Origin of the sequence: Litchfieldella xinjiangensis (genome assembly GCF_000759345.1) — a bacterium.
GTDB lineage: Bacteria > Pseudomonadota > Gammaproteobacteria > Pseudomonadales > Halomonadaceae > Litchfieldella_A > Litchfieldella_A xinjiangensis.
In genome coordinates this window covers 1194467-1211174 of the sequence record NZ_JPZL01000001.1, presented here as the reverse complement: position 1 = coordinate 1211174, position 16708 = coordinate 1194467, and the positions used below count along the sequence as shown (strand labels likewise).

The 16708-nt window shown below is 59.9% G+C and carries 21 protein-coding genes; 7 read left to right on the top strand and 14 right to left on the bottom strand.

Features of this window, described 5'->3' with window-relative positions; genetic code table 11:
* Positions 1 to 3: 3 nt before the first annotated feature.
* Positions 4 to 552 (bottom strand): 3'-5' exonuclease, encoded by a 549-nt coding sequence (locus JH15_RS05640; RefSeq protein WP_043527811.1) that lies wholly within the window; start codon positions 550 to 552, stop codon positions 4 to 6.
* Between the two features lie 628 nt (positions 553 to 1180).
* Here JH15_RS05640 and JH15_RS18580 point away from each other — a divergent pair.
* Positions 1181 to 1279, top strand: a complete 99-nt coding sequence (locus tag JH15_RS18580; RefSeq protein ID WP_422730548.1) for a FitA-like ribbon-helix-helix domain-containing protein — start codon at positions 1181 to 1183, stop codon at positions 1277 to 1279.
* A 588-nt stretch (positions 1280 to 1867) separates the two neighbouring features.
* Here the strand turns inward: JH15_RS18580 and JH15_RS05630 are convergent.
* The 3 genes from JH15_RS05630 to JH15_RS05620 form a co-directional block, all read right to left on the bottom strand.
* The gene (locus JH15_RS05630; protein ID WP_052383913.1) at positions 1868 to 3094 is read right to left on the bottom strand and encodes a multidrug effflux MFS transporter; all 1227 of its coding nucleotides are present in this window, start codon (positions 3092 to 3094) and stop codon (positions 1868 to 1870) included.
* Positions 3087 to 3692 (bottom strand): TetR/AcrR family transcriptional regulator, encoded by a 606-nt coding sequence (locus JH15_RS05625; protein WP_043527809.1) that lies wholly within the window; start codon positions 3690 to 3692, stop codon positions 3087 to 3089. Before JH15_RS05625 ends, JH15_RS05630 begins: the two co-directional genes overlap by 8 nt.
* 197 nt (positions 3693 to 3889) lie before the next feature.
* On the bottom strand, positions 3890 to 4501 hold the full coding sequence (locus JH15_RS05620; protein ID WP_043527806.1) for an NAD(P)-dependent oxidoreductase: 612 nt from the start codon (positions 4499 to 4501) through the stop codon (positions 3890 to 3892).
* Positions 4502 to 4655: 154 nt separating this feature from the next.
* Here JH15_RS05620 and JH15_RS05615 point away from each other — a divergent pair, with 154 nt between their 5' ends.
* From JH15_RS05615 to JH15_RS05600, 4 genes are all read left to right on the top strand, one after another.
* Positions 4656 to 5027, top strand: coding sequence for a winged helix-turn-helix transcriptional regulator (locus JH15_RS05615; protein ID WP_043527804.1), 372 nt, complete (start codon positions 4656 to 4658; stop codon positions 5025 to 5027).
* 207 nt (positions 5028 to 5234) lie between these two features.
* A complete protein-coding gene (locus JH15_RS05610) occupies positions 5235 to 6248 on the top strand; it encodes a glutathione S-transferase family protein (RefSeq protein ID WP_043527801.1) in 1014 nt (337 codons plus the stop codon).
* Positions 6221 to 7051, top strand: coding sequence for an aldo/keto reductase (locus JH15_RS05605; protein WP_043527799.1), 831 nt, complete (start codon positions 6221 to 6223; stop codon positions 7049 to 7051). Before JH15_RS05610 ends, JH15_RS05605 begins: the two co-directional genes overlap by 28 nt.
* A 289-nt stretch (positions 7052 to 7340) precedes the next feature.
* Complete coding sequence (locus tag JH15_RS05600; RefSeq protein ID WP_043527796.1) at positions 7341 to 7715, top strand: SPW repeat domain-containing protein; 375 nt, start codon at positions 7341 to 7343, stop codon at positions 7713 to 7715.
* A 223-nt stretch (positions 7716 to 7938) separates the two neighbouring features.
* On the opposite strand, the gene JH15_RS05595 is transcribed toward JH15_RS05600, so the two are convergent.
* On the bottom strand, positions 7939 to 8274 hold the full coding sequence (locus tag JH15_RS05595) for a hypothetical protein (protein WP_043527794.1): 336 nt from the start codon (positions 8272 to 8274) through the stop codon (positions 7939 to 7941).
* A gap of 605 nt (positions 8275 to 8879) precedes the next feature.
* On the opposite strand from JH15_RS05595, the gene JH15_RS05590 reads away from it, so the two are divergent.
* The gene (locus JH15_RS05590) at positions 8880 to 9230 is read left to right on the top strand and encodes a DUF1622 domain-containing protein (protein ID WP_197053276.1); all 351 of its coding nucleotides are present in this window, start codon (positions 8880 to 8882) and stop codon (positions 9228 to 9230) included.
* 139 nt (positions 9231 to 9369) lie between these two features.
* Positions 9370 to 9948, top strand: coding sequence for a hemerythrin domain-containing protein (locus JH15_RS05585; protein ID WP_043527791.1), 579 nt, complete (start codon positions 9370 to 9372; stop codon positions 9946 to 9948).
* A 6-nt stretch (positions 9949 to 9954) separates the two neighbouring features.
* Here the strand turns inward: JH15_RS05585 and JH15_RS05580 are convergent, their stop codons facing one another.
* From JH15_RS05580 to gspF, 9 genes are read right to left on the bottom strand one after another with little or no spacing between them, the layout of a single operon-like run.
* Complete coding sequence (locus JH15_RS05580) at positions 9955 to 10689, bottom strand: hypothetical protein (protein WP_043527788.1); 735 nt, start codon at positions 10687 to 10689, stop codon at positions 9955 to 9957.
* On the bottom strand, positions 10686 to 11165 hold the full coding sequence (locus JH15_RS05575; protein ID WP_043527786.1) for a hypothetical protein: 480 nt from the start codon (positions 11163 to 11165) through the stop codon (positions 10686 to 10688). The genes JH15_RS05580 and JH15_RS05575 overlap by 4 nt, the downstream gene beginning before the upstream one ends.
* On the bottom strand, positions 11162 to 12451 hold the full coding sequence (locus JH15_RS05570; protein WP_043527784.1) for a hypothetical protein: 1290 nt from the start codon (positions 12449 to 12451) through the stop codon (positions 11162 to 11164). The genes JH15_RS05575 and JH15_RS05570 overlap by 4 nt, the downstream gene beginning before the upstream one ends.
* Positions 12448 to 13473, bottom strand: a complete 1026-nt coding sequence (gspK, locus tag JH15_RS05565) for a type II secretion system minor pseudopilin GspK (protein ID WP_231566372.1) — start codon at positions 13471 to 13473, stop codon at positions 12448 to 12450. The genes JH15_RS05570 and gspK overlap by 4 nt, the downstream gene beginning before the upstream one ends.
* Positions 13470 to 14075, bottom strand: coding sequence for a prepilin-type N-terminal cleavage/methylation domain-containing protein (locus JH15_RS05560; RefSeq protein WP_052383912.1), 606 nt, complete (start codon positions 14073 to 14075; stop codon positions 13470 to 13472). The genes gspK and JH15_RS05560 overlap by 4 nt, the downstream gene beginning before the upstream one ends.
* A 16-nt stretch (positions 14076 to 14091) precedes the next feature.
* Entirely contained in the window at positions 14092 to 14472 is a 381-nt protein-coding gene (locus JH15_RS05555; protein ID WP_043527781.1) for a type II secretion system protein, read from the bottom strand.
* Positions 14469 to 14972 (bottom strand): GspH/FimT family pseudopilin, encoded by a 504-nt coding sequence (locus JH15_RS05550; RefSeq protein ID WP_043527778.1) that lies wholly within the window; start codon positions 14970 to 14972, stop codon positions 14469 to 14471. Before JH15_RS05550 ends, JH15_RS05555 begins: the two co-directional genes overlap by 4 nt.
* Positions 14969 to 15418: a type II secretion system major pseudopilin GspG gene (gspG, locus tag JH15_RS05545; RefSeq protein WP_043527776.1), complete on the bottom strand. Its 450-nt coding sequence runs from the start codon at positions 15416 to 15418 to the stop codon at positions 14969 to 14971. Before gspG ends, JH15_RS05550 begins: the two co-directional genes overlap by 4 nt.
* A 17-nt stretch (positions 15419 to 15435) precedes the next feature.
* A complete protein-coding gene (gspF, locus tag JH15_RS05540) occupies positions 15436 to 16641 on the bottom strand; it encodes a type II secretion system inner membrane protein GspF (protein ID WP_043527773.1) in 1206 nt (401 codons plus the stop codon).
* Positions 16642 to 16708 lie beyond the last annotated feature (67 nt).

Below are 16708 nucleotides of genomic sequence, written 5' to 3'. Positions count from 1 at the left end.
CGGTCAGCGGTCATTTCTGTTCGCGAGCATTAGAGCGAAAAGTTCAGCCTGAAATCTGGCATCATCCAATGCGTTGTGGTTTGGCGCACTGCGTGGTTTGAGCTTGGTGCTCATGTGGGAAGACTTTGTTTCACCCCAGCTACAACCGCTAGCACCCATGAAGTAGGCCTTCATATCGATTGCGGTGAACCCAAATGGGTTACTTCCCAGATATTTATGGAAGTAGTAGTTGACAAATGACCAGTCGAACGGTGCATTAAGGCCCACGAAAACAGCTTTCTGTCCCCGCAGGCAAGAGGATTCTAGCCATCGTTCAAGTGTACGCATTGCCTCTTGTGGGGCGAGACCCTCCTGCTTCAATTTCTCTAGATCAAGTCCGGAGACAGCAACTGCCTCCGGATCGTGCATAGTGCTGTCCGGCTGTAGTTCAAGATAGATGGACGTGTTGGGGTCGGCTACAAGGCAGGCCCCAATTGAAAGCAGGCTATATTCACCAGGTACCGGTCCTGAGGTTTCGACGTCGACGGAAACATAAAGCTCGTTATTGGTCATGCCATATCCTTATCGTTAAAACCCACTGGGGCATGGGACTGGCTCTCAGCTTTGGGATACACTTGTTTCTGAGCCGAGGAGAACCTTTCATGGATAGGGTAACAAATCAGATGCTCCGCCGCTCGGGAAAGCCTTCATCGAGGAAACAGCATGTGATGTGGCTGTAGCCGAATCTACGAAGCCGCATAGCCAGCTCACGAATCCGATTGCCCACAAGGCCTAATCCTGGCTTTCCGTGGGCTGTGAGAAAGCGTGAAAACAGGTTGATCAAGCTGATGTGAATTTTCCAGTTGACCCCAAGGCTTCTTTAAGCAGCAAGGAAGGTACAACAGAAGTACACACACCAGCTTCGTATGCTATCCTCAAATTTCGCTAAGCTACTGATTCCAAAGAACTGTACCTTTCGCTCGATTACGGTTGCTTTTCCTTGTGTGTCAGTAACTTATTGCTTTAAAAGCGAACTCATAATCCCTTGGTCGCAGGTTCGAGTCCTGCTGGGCCCGCCAAATTCATGACCCTTATTCTCGATGCCTACCTATGGCTCAGCACGCTACCAGTCGCCAAGCATAGGTGATATCTCGCTTGTCTTTTGCGCTAGCATTGATTGCATAGATAGCACGAAGCGAAAATGACCATGGCATCCATAACGATCCGCAACTTGGATAAGCAGCTAAAGGCTCAGCTTCGCATGGAGGCGGCTAAGCATGGCCATTCCATGGAAGAGTAGGTTCGTATCATTCTGCGAAATGCATTAAAACAGCCTCAAGCAAAGGGGCTGGGGTCTCGTATACGTGAGCGATTCGCAGACATGGGAGGCATCGAACTGGAAGTGCCATCCAGGTCTGATAAGCCTCGTTATCCGGGTTTCGGCGCGTGAAAGGATTTCGAGACGCTGAGCGTCGAGACGGCCAACCCCTGGAAATGGGCTGATCTTAATACACTGACGGTACAGTGGCTGGTTCGGGTAGGTCACGATGAATTTCGAACTCATAATGCTGAATCGGCAGCAACGTGGCCAGACGTTCTACCATTGGGGCAGCCTGGGGCAACCGACGGGCTTAATCCAATAGAGCAGCAGCGGAGCCTCACGGGCGCGGTGAAGATACGTAGGATCGAAGGCCTCGTGATGGGTGTCGTTGAACGTTTCAGAGCGAGCAGAGCGGGGTAGCATCCATGGTCACGGCGGTGTGCGTAGGCTGGTGTCTTGGTGGCCAGCTACTCGATTTTACCGTCGTTCCCCTATCCCGCTCTGCCTTAGGCCCTTCTTGGTTCACACTTGGCTGCGATGAACCTTGGAAAGGTTCGACTGCTGATGTCAGCCTTCTTCGCGGTGCGTCAGTCGCGCTGCCAATACGCACAGCGCAATGGCCATGATCCCGCAGAGGGCGATGGTCAAAGGCATCAGCGCCGGTCCCTGCGTGGCCAGACTGACCAGATAGCCCACACCAGCTGCCAGCAAATAATGCAGTGTGCCCATCAGTGCCGAGGCCACACCCGCCTGCCGGCCGCCATGGTTCATGGTCAGTGCCGTCAGGTTGCCGAACACCAGTCCGAGCGACCCGATCGCAACCGCCAGTAATCCCACATAGACCTTGAAGGTGGCCATGCCGGACGTGACGGCTAGGCTTAACAGCGCACCAGCCAGAGCATGCATGCCAAGCCCGATGTAGGTGACCCGCGCAGGCGTCATGCCGCGCGCGGACAGCTTGTTGGCTACTATCCCGCCGATGATCAGCCCGACCGAGTTGGCGGCAAACAGATAGCTGAAATGAGTCGGCGTCATGCCGAAATGCTCGGTAAACACGAAGGCGGCAGCGCTGATGTAGGTAAAAAGCGACCCCAGCACAAAGCCGCCGGCTGCCGTGTAGGCCATATAAACCCGGCGGCGGGACTGGACTAGATAGCCCCGTACCACGTTGCCTACACTCAGCGCCACGCGACGCTCGGGATCGAGTGATTCAGGAATGGACATGAGGCTCCACATCAGGCCAACGAGGCCGAGTGCTGCCAGTACCCAGAAGATGCCGCGCCAGCCCCCATGCTCGAGCAGGAAGCCGCCCATCATGGGCGCCACCACCGGGGCAATCATCATGACCTGCATCAGCAACGAAAAGATCCGGGCAGAGCTGCTCACGTCGCAGAGATCGGCCACGATGGCACGCGGGGCCACCAGTCCGGCGGCTGCGCCAATGGCCTGGGCAAAACGTGCAGCCAGAAGCCACTCGAGAGTTGGCGCAAGTGCAGCGGCGATAGACCCTGCCACAAAGATCACAAGCCCTGCCATGAGTGGCATCCGGCGGTCAAAACGATCCAGTAGCGGGCCATACAGACACTGCCCCAGCGCCAGCCCGGCCAGGAACACGGAAAGCGTCTGCTGCACGCTGCCGGCCGAGACATCATAAGTCTGGGCAATCATCGGCATGCCGGGCAGGTACATGTCGATGGCCATGGCATCGAGTGCGGTCAGCAGGGCCAGCAAAATCACCAGCGCCATACCGACAGTATTTTGAAGGGCGCTTGCCCGAGCAGCCTGTTCAGTCATGACGTTCTCCTCTAGCAAGCCTTGCGATGCTGTCGCTCATGAGATGTTCGAGGGCATTGAGGCGCGCCTCGAAACGCGCCTGACCGATGTAGATCAATGCCACGTGAAGGCTATCGACCATGCCCATCCAGGCGTGCCCCATGATCTCGGCGTCCCGATCGGAAAGCGCATCCCCGACATGGCGGCGCAGCGCTGTCGTAAAGTCCGCCAGCAGTTGCTGCATGTAGGTCTCATAGCCCTCCTGAAGCTCGTGAAAGAGCGGCTCAGGCGGGATATAGGCCGTGCGCAGCAGAAAGCGGAAATGCTCGGAATCGGCGTAGCGCGCCAGCAAGGACGCGCAATAGTTCTGCCCTGGCAACTTGGGATCGGGACGAGCAAAGCAGTCTCGGGCAAAACGCGCTTCGCTGTGCAGCGCGTCTTCAAAGACCGCCATGAACAATGCGTCCTTGTTTTTGACGTGCGAGTAGAGCGACGCCTTGCGAATCCCGGCGTCAGCGGCAATAACGGACAGCGATGCCCCTTCATAGCCATGCCGGGCGAACTGAACCACTGCAGCGTTGAGCACCCGCTTGAGCGCGGGTGTCGTGGTGGATGCCATTATCGGTACTCAGAAAGTTGAAACCCGGTGTCGCTCGCCTTTAGGGGTTCGAACACCGAGCAGCGAATCCTAACCCAGAAAAGCTACCGACCGGTAGGTAGTATTGATAGTAAAAAGAAATGGCCACGAGGGCCATTTCCTATCGACGCCAATCCGGAGCTATCAGGTCAGTTACGCTCTGTTCGGCTGGACATTAATCAGTAGCCAACCGTGAAGCGCTGACGTACATGGGCAGGTTTTTCCAGCTCATCTACCAGCGCGATGGCGTAGTCTTCAAAAGAGATACTGGAGCCCGTTGCATGGGTCAGCAGCATATCCTGTCCAAGACGAAACTTTCCGGTACGCTCACCGGGAACGAACTCTGCCGAAGGCGACAGGAACGTCCAGTCGAGATCATCAACGCCGCGCAGGAAGTCCAGAAACTCACTGCCAGCACGTGCTTCGGGCTTGTAGGCTTCGGGAAAATCGGGCTGATCGATGACCCGCTCGCCGGGCGCGACCTCGAGGCTACCTGCCCCGCCCACCACCAGATAGCGCGCTACTCCGGCCTCACGTACGGCCCCCACGAGCTTTCTGACGTCGCTGGCCGTAAAGGGCACGGCACTGATGACCGCGTCATGCCCCTTGAGCAATGCTCCCAGCGCCTGCTGGTCGTTGGCATCGCCCTGCCTCGGCGTAACGCCAGGCAATGAGGCAATCCTGTCCGTATTTCGAGCAATGGCTGTCACCCGATGCCCCCGATCGGATAGTTCTGCGAGAATACGTGAGCCTGCATCACCCGACGCCCCGATAAGCGCAACATTTGCCATGAGACACTCCTATAAGTTCAGTTTTGAAACTTGGTCTAACATGTAGACCGTGAGATAAACTTAAAGGAGATACCGAGACGGCACAAGAAGTCACTTTTACCTGACCGGGTCACGACAATGTGACCATGCACGACCACTCATTTACGGAGAGACAATGACAACGGTCCCTGACGAAGAGATGTTCGAACAGCCTTGCCCGATTCGCGACGTGCTCGATCGCATTGGCAATCAGTGGAGCCTGCTGATCCTTGAGGCTCTGGCTCCCGGCACCCTGCGCTTCAATGCCCTGATGCGCGAGATTGGCGATATCTCGAAGCAGATGCTCTCCCGCACGCTCAAGCAGCTGGAGCAGGATGGTTTCATCACGCGTACGCTCTATCCCGAGGTTCCCCCACGGGTGGAATATACCCTGACCCCGCTGGGGCGCTCCTTTCTCGAGCCGATGCAGCAGCTGGTGGTCTGGGCGGATACGCATCACGGCGCCATTGTGGCTGCCCGCACCCGGTATCAGGCCCTACAGGAGTAGACCTGAAGCTTCTTCCTGCACTGCGTTCAGCTCCGTACGGACCCGTTCTCTTCCAGCGCCCCGCGGATGATTTCCAAATCGTTAATCATCTGTTTCTGTCCTGGCGTCTTACACCCCTGGGGAAACTACTGCACGCTACGCATAACCTCATCAAAGTACTTGGTGGCTGACGGCGGGTCTCAGTCACATTCAGCTTCGGAGAACGTTATGCCAGGCCTTATCAATGGACAATGGGTGAAGGGCGAGATTGCCGAAAGCGAAATCAGAGGGGGTGCCTTTGACCGGGAGCCCACCAAGTTTCGGCGCTGGATCATGCCCTATGGCGAGTCGCGGGCGAAGGCCAGCGACGCACCGCTCGCCGAGCCAGGACGTTATCAACTCTTCGTCGCCTACTGCTGCCCCTGGGCTTCACGTACGCTGATCTTTCGCAAGCTCAAGGGATTGGAAGACCTGATCCCGCTCTCTGTCGCCGATGCGGCACTGGGGGAAGAAGGCTGGAGTTATGCCGTCCCGCAGGATGCCGGACCGCACCTAAGCGAAGTCCGACGCCACCATCAGCTCTATACAGCGAGTGATTCCCACTACACCGGCAAGGTGTCGGTCCCGGTGCTATGGGATCGGGCTCAAGGGCAGATCGTCAACAACGAGTCGGCGGATATCATCCGGATCTTCAATAGCGCATTCGACCATCTCACGGGGAACAACCTCGACTTCTACCCCGAACCGCTGCGCGCGACGATCGATGCCTGGAACGAGTTCGTCTACGAGAAGCTCAACAATGGCGTCTATCGGGCCGGTTTCGCCAGGAACCAGGCAACCTATGAGGGTGCTGTTACCGAGGTGTTCCAAGCGCTCGATCGCCTCGAAGACCACTTGGCCACGCATCGCTACCTGGCAGGCACCTTCCTGACCGAAGCCGACTGGCGTCTCTTCGTCACGTTGGTACGCTTCGATACGGCTTACCATGGTGCCTTCAAATGCAATATCCGTCGCCTGGAAGACTATCCGCACCTGTCGAGCTATTTGCGTGAGCTCTATCAGTGGCCGGGTGTACGCGAGACGGTCAACCTCGAGCATATCAAGATCGGTTACTACACCAATGCCGCGCTCAACCCGACGCTTATCGTGCCGCAGGGTCCTGAGCTGGATCTCGAGCGAGCGCATGAGCGGGATCATTTACCTGGAGAAGGCATATGGATACGCACGGAAGCGGCTGGATGAATCAATCACTTCCCCCGATTGGTTTCGGTCTTGACGAGCTGGCTGATCAACAGGTCGCCCGATTGATTCCCGCCGCCTGGCAGGCGGGATTTCGTGCCTTCGACACGGCCCAGCTTTATGGCAACGAGGCCGCGCTCGGCCGTGCCCTGCGCGATATTGGCATGGATCGCGATGCGGTATTCGTCACCACCAAGGTGATGAACAGTCATTTCTCGGAATCTCGTTTCCTGCCTTCGGTTCAGGAAAGCCTCGAAAGGCTCGAGCTGGATAGGGTCGACCTGCTGCTCGTGCACTGGCCCGGTCACGGCATGCCGATCGAGCGCCAGATCGAGCTATTGAATGAAGTCCGCGCACGCGGTTGGACGCGCCATATCGGCGTCAGCAACTATAACGCCACCCAGCTTGCCCGCGCGGTCGAGATAAGCGAGGCACCGATTGCCACGAACCAGGTCGAGATCCACCCCTATCTCGACCAGTCGACGTTGCGAAAGCATGCACATGAACTCGGCGTGCCGCTGACCGGGTTCTTCGTGATGGCGATGGGGGCGGTGCCGCGCGATCCGGTGCTGGCCCGTATCGGTGCGGCGCATGGCAAGAACGCGGCACAAGTGGTCCTGAGGTGGGTGCATCAAAAGGGCGACGTGCCCCTGACCCGCAGCACCAGGCCCACGCGCATCGCGGAGAATATCGCCATCTTCGACTTCGCCCTGTCATCCGACGAGATGGCCGTGATCGATGGCCTCGCGCGTACGGGCGGCCGCATCCTCAGTCCGGACAATCTTGCCCCTACCTGGGACCAGTGAAACCAGCCTTGCAGCCATAAGCCCAGGTAGACCCAGGTAGGTGGAGCTCTTCATTGCGACACGGATGGCCAGCGTAGGCGCAGGGCGGCGCCCATGCAGACCGGAATGCCGGTGTGTTGGGGAAACCCCGAGTTCAACTGGCGAGCACAATCGAGTAGCTGTTCGTGACCAGAAACCTCTGAATTCGGAAACATAATTACACGTTAAAGATGGGCTACGGACCAAATCCTATGCCATGCTGACCGTGTTATTGAATCTTCGTTTCATCTGGAATAAAGGGAGGACCACCATGCGTTTTATCTCGACTCGAGTACACGGGTTGGTCGATTATCCGATGGGATTGTTACTTATAGCAGCTCCTTTCCTTTTCGGCTTCGCTACGGGGGGAGCCGCTCAATGGGTGCCGATTATACTAGGTGTAATCATGGTGGCTTCAGCCGTCATGACAAAGTATGAGCTTGGCCTCATGCACCTTATTCCCATGCCGATTCACCTCACCATGGACTTGGTCAGCGGTATTCTGCTGCTGGTTTCTCCCTGGCTGTTCGGCTTCGCGGATACAGTATATCTGCCACATGTGATCCTCGGCCTTCTCGAAATCGGTGCTAGTCTAACCACGGAAAAGCAGCCGAGAGACCTGCCAGCCACAGCGAATCGAACCTAAGTGTCGTTGGGTTTCGGTTCAGGATCGGAGCAGGGCTAGATCAAAGCTGCCATTATGGTAGGCGGGGTCGTCGAGTAATTTAAAGCCTGTTCACTTGCGATCTCGCCCACTTTAAGGCGGTCTTGAAGCACTTGGAACATCGAATCGAATCATGACCCTAGCGTAGGCGCCCATTCATCCGCTTTATAAGAATGGGCGCTTTTCGTCATGTTCGAAACATTGGTCAATTACTCGAAACAGGCGTCAGTGGCTCATCGTCAGTGTCCGGATCATGCTGGAAGGTGGCAGCCAGCGTATTGGCTCGCACTCCGACTGCCCTCGCCAGTTTGGGGTGAAGCGACGGGGGGGCTACTTGCACGTGACCTGATTCGACGGTGGCATTCAAGACCAGTAAGAACTGGGGATGATCATAACGATAGACGAACTCATGGCGAACCTTGTCGTCGTCGATAATACGCAGGCCTGCCTGTACTAGCTCCAGGTCCTCGCTTTGTATGAGCACCTCCTTGGTGTCGCCAGAGACCTGTAGCGTCACTTGGCCAGTCCATTCCAATGGCATGTTTCACCTCCTTGTGTTGTTTATCAGAAGCTTAGCCACATTTACCCCGAATGAGAGTCATATCGCCATCCAAGCTGGCGATTCGTTCCCTGCGAAGCAAGTAAACTCCAACAACCTGCCGAGAGAACAAGTAGATTGCTATCGTTAGGTAGAGGCAAGTCCTCGTGAGTACGAAAATAGCTGATATCAATGGCCCAGTCTAAAAGGGACGGCTACTTAGGCTTTTGCATAGCGATCACCCACAGATATAGGCTTGTAGCTGGGCACGCCCAGCCAGGCAGCGACCTCGGTGACGGGGTGGCCCCGCGCCGGCTGAACGGGCAATCAAGCGCTCCGAAGCCAAGACAGCTGCTATGGAACACCTGCTGGACTACATGGATAGCCCATGATCGACCACATGTCTTTACGGCGGCTACGATGCGCTATGCATTCCATTAAGCACGCGATGGATACAAGCGTTCTCGTCAACTACGCTGCGTTAACCTGCGGCATCGTGAAGCTGTTTGCGGGTAGAAACAACCGTGCCTTGACGTGATCGCGAGCCTAAATACAGCCGTCGTAATTTAGCTAAACCTACTTATTGACTAAACTAATATGGAGGCAGTGTGTTAGAGCTTGTAAGGCCGATTGCAGAGTGGGGTGTGGCTATCATGGAGATACTTGGTATCTTCATTATCGCCGGGTTCGCGCTCTATGCGCTTGCTTGTGTGCCGGTTTACGTGCTGAAGCGGGACAGAGCAGAAAATATATTCCTTCAGCTTCGTCAACGTCTTGGACGAGGCATTCTGCTTGGCTTGGAGTTCCTCGTGGCTGCCGATATTATCCATACAGTGGCTGTCGAGCTCACCTTCGAGACGGTTGGGGTATTGTTGATCATTGTGTTGATACGTACTTTCCTCAGTTTCACATTGGAAGTCGAACTCGATGGGCGCTGGCCATGGCAAAATAAGGATTAGAGTTAATTACTTTGTCTGGCTTCTTGCCTCTTGGCATCCCGCGAGCCTGCTTGCTGGATGCCCACTGCTAAACCATCCTGTGTAGATAACGAGCCTTAACCTAGCGGTTCACTCATTGCAGCCAATAGGAGGGATTCTCATGGCTGAGATCATCGACCATCGGGCCTCAGGCACGGATGTCACCGACATCCTCACGGCCGATCACAAGGAGATGCTTGATCTCGTTAACCAGATCAAGCGTACCTCGGAGCCCAGCCAGCGCAGAGAGCTGACCGACACGCTGATTGCCGAGGTGATGCGCCACTCCGTCGCTGAGGAAATGCACGTTTATCCCGCGATCAAGACCCATGTGCCGAGCGGTGTCGATGAGGTCGAGCATGACAAGCAGGAGCACGATCAGATTGTCCAGGTCATGCGGGAAATGGAGAGCGTCGATGTGTCCGAGGCGGACTTCACGGCCCAGATCGACAAGCTGGAGGATCTGCTGAGACATCACGCCAATGACGAGGAGTCCGAACAGTTTCCCAAGCTCAGGGCCAATGTCGTAGGTGAGAAGCTCGTCGAGCTGGGTGAAAAGGTGCAGGATGCCAAGCGACTGGCACCGACTCGCCCACACCCCAGTGCACCGCACTCGGAACTGTTCCACAAGAGTGTAGGGCCAGGCGTTGGCATGGTCGATCGTCTCCGGGACAAGCTCCAAGGGCGGACGACGCGATAAGTTGACCTACCAGCCGAACCCATGATTAAGCGAATCGTCGGTGGCGTTCGGTTCCAAAAGACGCCGCCAGGTCGTTAGAGGATGATCTTGGGCGAGGCGACCATTGAGTATACCTTGGCCGCTTCCGTCAGCGGCCATTTCTAGCGTGCTGGTAAGCTCAAGGCCTGACGAGTCATGCATGGTGAGTTGCCAGCGGTAGCCGCCATCGCTACCGCAGCTCAGGGTCAGGCGTGCCTGGCCCAGCGGTATGGGCTCCGGGGTCAACAGTGTCAGGTCATCGCTGGTCAGGGCGCCTTCTGCACTGGTACAGCGTTGGCCCTGGGTGGTCATCGTGATGTTGCCCAGCCAGTCGCCGGCCGGGCTAAGTGGCAACTGTGCGGTATCGACCACATTCAGCGAACCGCCGGCAAGTTGCCAATCGACGTTCAAGCCGTCGAGCCGCGCCGTCACTATCCAGGGCTGGGAAGTCTCGCCTAGTGTGAGATCGAGCTGTCCCGGCCACGTCATTCGCCACGTCACCGGGCCTACCGCGAGGGGAAAGGCGCCTTGCTGGGCGAGTGACAGCTTGCCGATTCGACCATCCAGCAGGCGCCCTTCGACCTCTTGCCAGCCGATCCCGGTGCCTAGGCTGCCTTTCATCCAGTTTGCCAATACGGGCAGTGGCCAGTAGAGCATCAGCGTGACGAGAAAGGTCAACGTGACGGACCCTACGGCGAGACTATGTAATAGCCAACGGATCATGGGGTCGGCTCCTCAAGGGGCGTCGCCGGTTCGCGTTCGAGCAGGGCAACGAAGCGAGCCTCGACGTTCATACCGGATTCACTATCTCGAGATAGCGACCAGTCGAGCGCCCACCAACCCTGCTGGGCTGCCCATGCGCTGAACCGTTCGAAAGCGGCAGGGCTGTCGGTACGCCCTGACAGTTGCCACCCGCCATCATCTGACTCGATCGTGTCGAGAACCAACGAGTGTCGAAGCCCAACCTGACGCCAGTCATCGGCATCCATCGCCGTTATCGGCGGCAGGGCATCGAGCAAGTACGTGTCCAAACGGGGCGTCTCGACGCCCTGCCATGTCGGAAGGTCAATGCGTTGAAGCAGCAGATAGCTGGCCAGCGCCAGACTGATGCCACCGCCGATACCCAGACGAAGCCGCTCTGCGGCGGGGCGGCGTTGCCAGGCTTGGCGAAGGGTGGCGAGTGAGTGGCCGAGGGTCATGGGGTCGTCTCCGCTTCCATTGTCATGTGCAGCGACAAACGCTGCGTCTCGGGTTGCCATGCGGGCTTGCCCAGGCTGGCGAAAAGCTCGGTGAGTTCGGAGCCGTCGCGGGTTGCGTCTTCATCGACTCGCCACTGCATGGTCAATTGCGTGCCGGTAACGCGCATCAGGGTCAGCGTCAGCGCCAGGGGACGGACCTGCTGATCGACACGCTCGAGCGTCGCCGCCAGCCATTGATTGCGTTGCTGCAGAGACTGCAAGGCGGCGAGGCGATCCTGTACCCGCTGCAGGGAGGGGGTACCGGTGTCCCCGGGAGCCAGCCCTTCGAGGCGGGCCTGGGCGCTATCGGCCAGGGCACGCTGGTTTAGATAACCCTGCCAGCCGACCGCCCCGAGATGCAGCAGCGCCAACCCCACGATCGCTGCGGCCAGGCGGCGCGTCGTACGGGACAGGGACAACGGCGCGCGCCGCATGGAGCGGGCTGCCGGTTTTATGCCTGGCACCAAGGGCAGCGAGGCCGGTAGATACTGGGCGTAGCGCGGTAGAAGCTCACCGGAGCCTGTGCCAGGTGTATTGTCGGCGATGTCCTGCCACGGCCAATGCCAGGGTTTCTCACGTATTGCCGCGGGCAGGTGTTCCTGCCACTCGCGGGGCCAGGCCAGCCAGCGCTCTGCGGGGGGCGCATGCGGTACCGGCGGTGCCGCCAAGGTCTTGATCATCAGGTGGTGCGTATCGGCGACCACGCTGACCTCGCCGGCGGATGTCGGGAGCGGCTGGGCCATGAAGACCGAGGCCCAGTGTGTCGTACGAATGCCACGCGCCCCCAGCCAGCCTTGCCATGCCAGAAGTCGCTCGCGGCTGGCCACGAGCACGTCGAGGTGGTTGCGCCCCTGTTGTAGCGCTGCCAATTCCAGTGTCTCGCCATCCGTGCATAACTGGTCTTCGATCAGCGTGGGCCACTCGCGCTGACGCAGCCCTTTCGGGGCCGCCATGTGGAAATGGTTGGCGCCCGTGGGGCCCAGCAACAGCACGCTATCGTACTGCTGGCTGAGCTGTGCCAGGCGGGCGAGCGTGGCGGTATCGCTGTCGGCGATCCGCCCAGTCTCGTCGTGGCCAGGCAGGCCTGTCATCATCCAATGACCAGCGAGATGCTCGGCCTCCGCTGACGGAGGCTCGGGCGATTCGCAGAGCAACAGGAGTCTAGGGTGCGACGAGCCGGCGGTACCGCGTCGGCTGGCAGGCCACCGTAACCGGCCGAAGGGCAAGGGACGAAGCAAGGTATTCATGGGCCAGAACCTTGGGGTGAAGAGGTAGACGACATCATCCAGGCGCTCAGATCGTCGCTACGGGAAAGGATGCGCACGCGTGAGGCTGGCGTGTAAGGCGACCAGCTACTGATGCCCTCTGCCTTGAGCAGGCGTCGGGCATGGAAGCGATAGTCGCCGACCTCGACGCTCACGCGTAGCTCGAGGTAATCTGGTGTCAGCGTCAGACGGTCGCCGTAGCGCTCGAGCCACGCGTTGTCGCTGCCCAGTTGCGCACGCACGGCATCGATTCCCGAGTAGCCGATGGCAGGGCGGGCATTGATCAAACGGATCAGGTCGCCGCGTGCCACTTGGCCTTGGAACAGGGCCTCGAGCAGAGGCAACTGCGCCAGTTGGAGGCTATTGAGATTGAGACGCCAGGCACCGCTGTCGGGTAATACGCACAGATCGTCCAAAGCCTGATAGCGGGTGCTGTCGAGGGGTTCCAGCCAGTTGAGTTCGCTGATGTCCGTCAGCAGTGTGTCGGCACTGACCCGCGGCGGTGAGCCGCGGGCGTAATCGACGCCATCCAGACTGTTCTCGCGCGGCTGGGTGTCGGCATCGATCCAGTCCGCGAGCCGGGCGACGAACGTCGTCGGCGTTAGCCCGCCCAGCGCGGAGGCAGGTCGCCCCGCGAGCAGTCGCGTCAGTTGCTCGGCGGCCAGCGTCGCGTCGCTACCGGCCAGGGCGTTGAGGTTGAAACAGCTGCGCAGGTCGCGCACGACCAGGCGGATGCGGCCTTCGTCGGTAGGATATTCCAGCGGCTTGCCGGCCAGGCTCTGCCACCACAGGCTGGCTTGGCGCACGGCGGCATCGGTGAGGGCGCGCTGGGCGATTATCTCGGCCCCCTGAATGTGAAAACGAGCCTGGGTCTCGGCCTGCAGCAAGCCCAGGCGATGAATGTCGTTGCGTCCGTCCTCGGCCAGCGAGGCCAGAACCATGCCCACCAGCGCCAGGCATAGCAGCACCATGAGCAGGGCGACGCCACGCTGCCGCGACTTCACGACGCCTTCCAGTGCGGCAACAGCGCGCTCACCTGAAAGCGGGCCCCGTTTCGCCACCAATGCAGGCGAATGCCTATCGGCAGACCTTTATCGGGGGGCGACGCCACCCAGCGGGCCCCGTCGTAGAATTCTAACTGCACCCGCTCGACCTCGTCGAGGCTGGCCGAAACTTGCCACTGCGGTGTTCCAGCGTCATCGAGCAGCCCCGTCGATCCCAGCCACAGGTGATGGGCGTCGCTATTCCATACCAGCCGCTGGCGGCGCAAGCGTGTGTAGTGATCGCCCATCGGCAACGGCCAGTCTCCCTGCGCCACCCATTCCAGCGTCTGGATGTCGGGCAGGTGATCGAGCGGGGCGTTGAGCAGCGGCTGGCCTTGGGCATGCAGGGGCCGCACGATCAGCGCCTCCAGGCGCCGCTCCAGAAGCTGGGCGAGGCGTGCATCCTGACGGAGGGCAGGTGGCTCCCTGAGTCGTTCGCGGGTCGTCACCATGGCATTGACCAGGGCGGCAACGGTGACGCCGATCAGTGCGGTCAGGGCGATGGCAACGATCACCTCGAGTAAGGTGAAGCCCCGCTGCGAAGGGGGACGGTGACGGGTCATGGCAAAACGAGTCGAGTCATGGCGAAAAGAACAACGTGAAGCGAAGGTCAGCGTGTTCGCGGGCCGCCTCGTCGAACAGACTCAGCGTGCCGCGCCGCATGTTGCGCACCTGGGTAGATTCGACCTCCAGGCGCCAGAAACAGGCCTGGCCGGCCTGATCGAACTCGCCTTCATGAAGGCCGGGGCTGGGCCAATAGCGGGTCAGGGTGAATTCGGCACCCAGCGCACGGGCACACAGGATCAGCGGCACGCGCTGCGTTTCGGCAAGACTGGCGCGGGTGCGCTGATGCACGCCCTGGCTGACCGTCACGGCGACGATGGCCAGGATGAACAGTGCGACCATGACCTCCAGCAACGTAAAGCCATTGTCGTGGCGCTTGCCTAGGATGCGTGTCATGGTTGGCTCGCCGCCGTGATCCGATTGACCCCCAGTGCGTCGACCTCCAGAACGCGCTGCGTACCACCATGACCAAGGACCAGTCGCCCGCCGATCACTTCGCCATTGGGCCACCATACCAAGCGGGGCATGTCGGTACCGGGTGCTGACGGCGCGCTGGCGGAGAGGCTTTCTATCGCAAGTGGTACCGGCCAGGTCTGCGGGGCCAGACGCTGGCTGTCGAGCGGCACCCAGTCCCACCCATCGCCATCCTGCCTGGGGCGCCAGGTGACGAAGCGATAGCCCCGATCGTCTGCCAGCCAGCCGATGATCCGCTGGTCGAGGAAGGCCACATCCCGCGCCAGGGACAGGTCGCTATGCAGTCGCTCGGTGGCGGCATCCAGGCGCTGATGATCGTCGCCGCCCAGCCAGGCGACGCTGAGTGTGGTGGCCAGCGAGACGATCACGACGACGACCAGCAGCTCGAGCAGCGTGAAGCCGCGGGCGGACCCAGGGCTCATAGCATCCAGTTGCCGATATCGGCATCGAGGCCTTCACCACCGGGGGCCCCATCGGCCCCCAAACTATAGACATCCACCCTGCCGTTCTCGCCCGGGCTGCGATACTGGTACTCGTTGCCCCACGGGTCCTTGGGCAGGCGGCGGATATAGCCCTCTTCGCGGTAGTTCCTGGGTAAAGGCTCCTGGCTGGGGGCCTCGACCAGTGCCTGGAGGCCCTGGCGAGAGGAGGGGTAGCGATAGTTGTCCATGCGATACATGTCCAGCGCCTGCTCCAGCGTCGACAGGTCGGCGCGGGCCTTTTGCTGCATGGCGTCGTCCTGGTTGCTGAGTACATTGGGCGCAACGATGGCGACCAGCAGCCCGATGATGAAGATCACCACCATGATCTCCAGTAGCGTGAAACCGCGTTGGCGGCGGGAGGATCGGGTAGGGCGAGCGTGGGTCATGAACATTCCTCGGCAGTTCAGTATTGCATGGCGCCGTTGAGGCGCATGATCGGGAGCAGGATGGCCAGGACGATGGTCAGCACGACGCCGCCCATGGTCAGGATCATCACGGGTTCGAACAGCGCCAACGCCATGTCGACGCGGCGGTTGAAGGTGGTTTCCTGGGTGTCGGCGACGCGCTCCAGCATGCGATCGAGCGTGCCGCTGGACTCGCCGCTGGCGATCATGTGCAGCATGGTCGGTGGAAAGCGTCCGCTTTCGGTCATGGCGCGGTTGAGGCTGACCCCGGCGGCGATACGTTCGGTCAGCAGGTCGACGGCGTCTCGCATCAGCAGGTTGCCGAGCGTGTCGCGGCTGGCCTTGAGGGCGTCGAGCAACGGAATGCCACTGCGGGTCAGGATGGCCAGCGTTCGGGTCAGGCGGGCGGTATCGAGTAGCACGATCAATTCGCCCAGGTGCGGCAGACGCAGTAGCCAGGCATGCCAGCGATGGCGCATGGCATGTCGCCGCACTAGCCGTTGCATGACCAGGACGCCGAGCACGCCGGCGACGAGCATCCCGGGGCCGGCGAACTGAAGGAATTCGGAGAAGGCGATCAGTGTCCGCGTCAGCCAGGGGAGTGCCATGTCGGAGCGCTCGAACTGCTCGGCCAGGCGAGGCACGACGTAAATCATCAGGCCCATGACCACGGCGATCGACACGGCCACCAGCACCAGCGGATAGACCAGCGCGGTACGCGCCTTCTGGCGTTGCCGCTGGACCCGTTCCAGATGATCGGCTAGCTGCTCAAGGACCTGGGCGAGACGGCCGGCCCGCTCGCCGGCGGCGACCAGCGAGCGATAGAGCGTATCGAAGGTGGCCGGGTGCGTGCCCAGGCTGTCCGCCAGGTTATAGCCCTCGCGCACCCGGGCCACGATATCCAGCAGCATGGCGCGGGGCCGCTCTTTCTGGGCCTGGCGCGACAACGCATCGAGGGCGTCACCGATCGGGATGCCGGCATCGACCAGTGTCGCCAGCTGGCGGGTCAGCAGGGCCAGCGTTTCGTTGTCCACCCGGCCGCGTCGAGAGACGCGGCTGGTCTTGTCGCGCACCGGTATCAGATCCCGGGGGAACAATCCCTGGTCGCGCAGCAACTGGCGCGCCTGGCGCTCGCTATCGGCCTGCAAGACATCGCGTCGACGAGCGCCCTCGGCGGTCAGAGCGAGATAACGATAGGTCGGCATGTGATTTCTCGCGCTCGGTTCCCATTCCACACATCAGCGTGCCAGGGGTGTGTTGCAGTTTTTCGCT

What these genes read in the sequence shown, in the direction of transcription:
- JH15_RS05640 (WP_043527811.1), bottom strand. Translation starts at nt 552, where the DNA reads ATGACCAATAACGAGCTTTATGTTTCCGTCGACGTCGAAACCTCAGGA.
- JH15_RS18580 (WP_422730548.1), top strand. Translation starts at nt 1,181, where the DNA reads ATGACCATGGCATCCATAACGATCCGCAACTTGGATAAGCAGCTAAAG.
- JH15_RS05630 (WP_052383913.1), bottom strand. Translation starts at nt 3,094, where the DNA reads ATGACTGAACAGGCTGCTCGGGCAAGCGCCCTTCAAAATACTGTCGGT.
- JH15_RS05625 (WP_043527809.1), bottom strand. Translation starts at nt 3,692, where the DNA reads ATGGCATCCACCACGACACCCGCGCTCAAGCGGGTGCTCAACGCTGCA.
- JH15_RS05620 (WP_043527806.1), bottom strand. Translation starts at nt 4,501, where the DNA reads ATGGCAAATGTTGCGCTTATCGGGGCGTCGGGTGATGCAGGCTCACGT.
- JH15_RS05615 (WP_043527804.1), top strand. Translation starts at nt 4,656, where the DNA reads ATGACAACGGTCCCTGACGAAGAGATGTTCGAACAGCCTTGCCCGATT.
- JH15_RS05610 (WP_043527801.1), top strand. Translation starts at nt 5,235, where the DNA reads ATGCCAGGCCTTATCAATGGACAATGGGTGAAGGGCGAGATTGCCGAA.
- JH15_RS05605 (WP_043527799.1), top strand. Translation starts at nt 6,221, where the DNA reads ATGGATACGCACGGAAGCGGCTGGATGAATCAATCACTTCCCCCGATT.
- JH15_RS05600 (WP_043527796.1), top strand. Translation starts at nt 7,341, where the DNA reads ATGCGTTTTATCTCGACTCGAGTACACGGGTTGGTCGATTATCCGATG.
- JH15_RS05595 (WP_043527794.1), bottom strand. Translation starts at nt 8,274, where the DNA reads ATGCCATTGGAATGGACTGGCCAAGTGACGCTACAGGTCTCTGGCGAC.
- JH15_RS05585 (WP_043527791.1), top strand. Translation starts at nt 9,370, where the DNA reads ATGGCTGAGATCATCGACCATCGGGCCTCAGGCACGGATGTCACCGAC.
- JH15_RS05580 (WP_043527788.1), bottom strand. Translation starts at nt 10,689, where the DNA reads ATGATCCGTTGGCTATTACATAGTCTCGCCGTAGGGTCCGTCACGTTG.
- JH15_RS05575 (WP_043527786.1), bottom strand. Translation starts at nt 11,165, where the DNA reads ATGACCCTCGGCCACTCACTCGCCACCCTTCGCCAAGCCTGGCAACGC.
- JH15_RS05570 (WP_043527784.1), bottom strand. Translation starts at nt 12,451, where the DNA reads ATGAATACCTTGCTTCGTCCCTTGCCCTTCGGCCGGTTACGGTGGCCT.
- JH15_RS05560 (WP_052383912.1), bottom strand. Translation starts at nt 14,075, where the DNA reads ATGACCCGTCACCGTCCCCCTTCGCAGCGGGGCTTCACCTTACTCGAG.
- JH15_RS05555 (WP_043527781.1), bottom strand. Translation starts at nt 14,472, where the DNA reads ATGACACGCATCCTAGGCAAGCGCCACGACAATGGCTTTACGTTGCTG.
- JH15_RS05550 (WP_043527778.1), bottom strand. Translation starts at nt 14,972, where the DNA reads ATGAGCCCTGGGTCCGCCCGCGGCTTCACGCTGCTCGAGCTGCTGGTC.
- gspG (WP_043527776.1), bottom strand. Translation starts at nt 15,418, where the DNA reads ATGACCCACGCTCGCCCTACCCGATCCTCCCGCCGCCAACGCGGTTTC.
- gspF (WP_043527773.1), bottom strand. Translation starts at nt 16,641, where the DNA reads ATGCCGACCTATCGTTATCTCGCTCTGACCGCCGAGGGCGCTCGTCGA.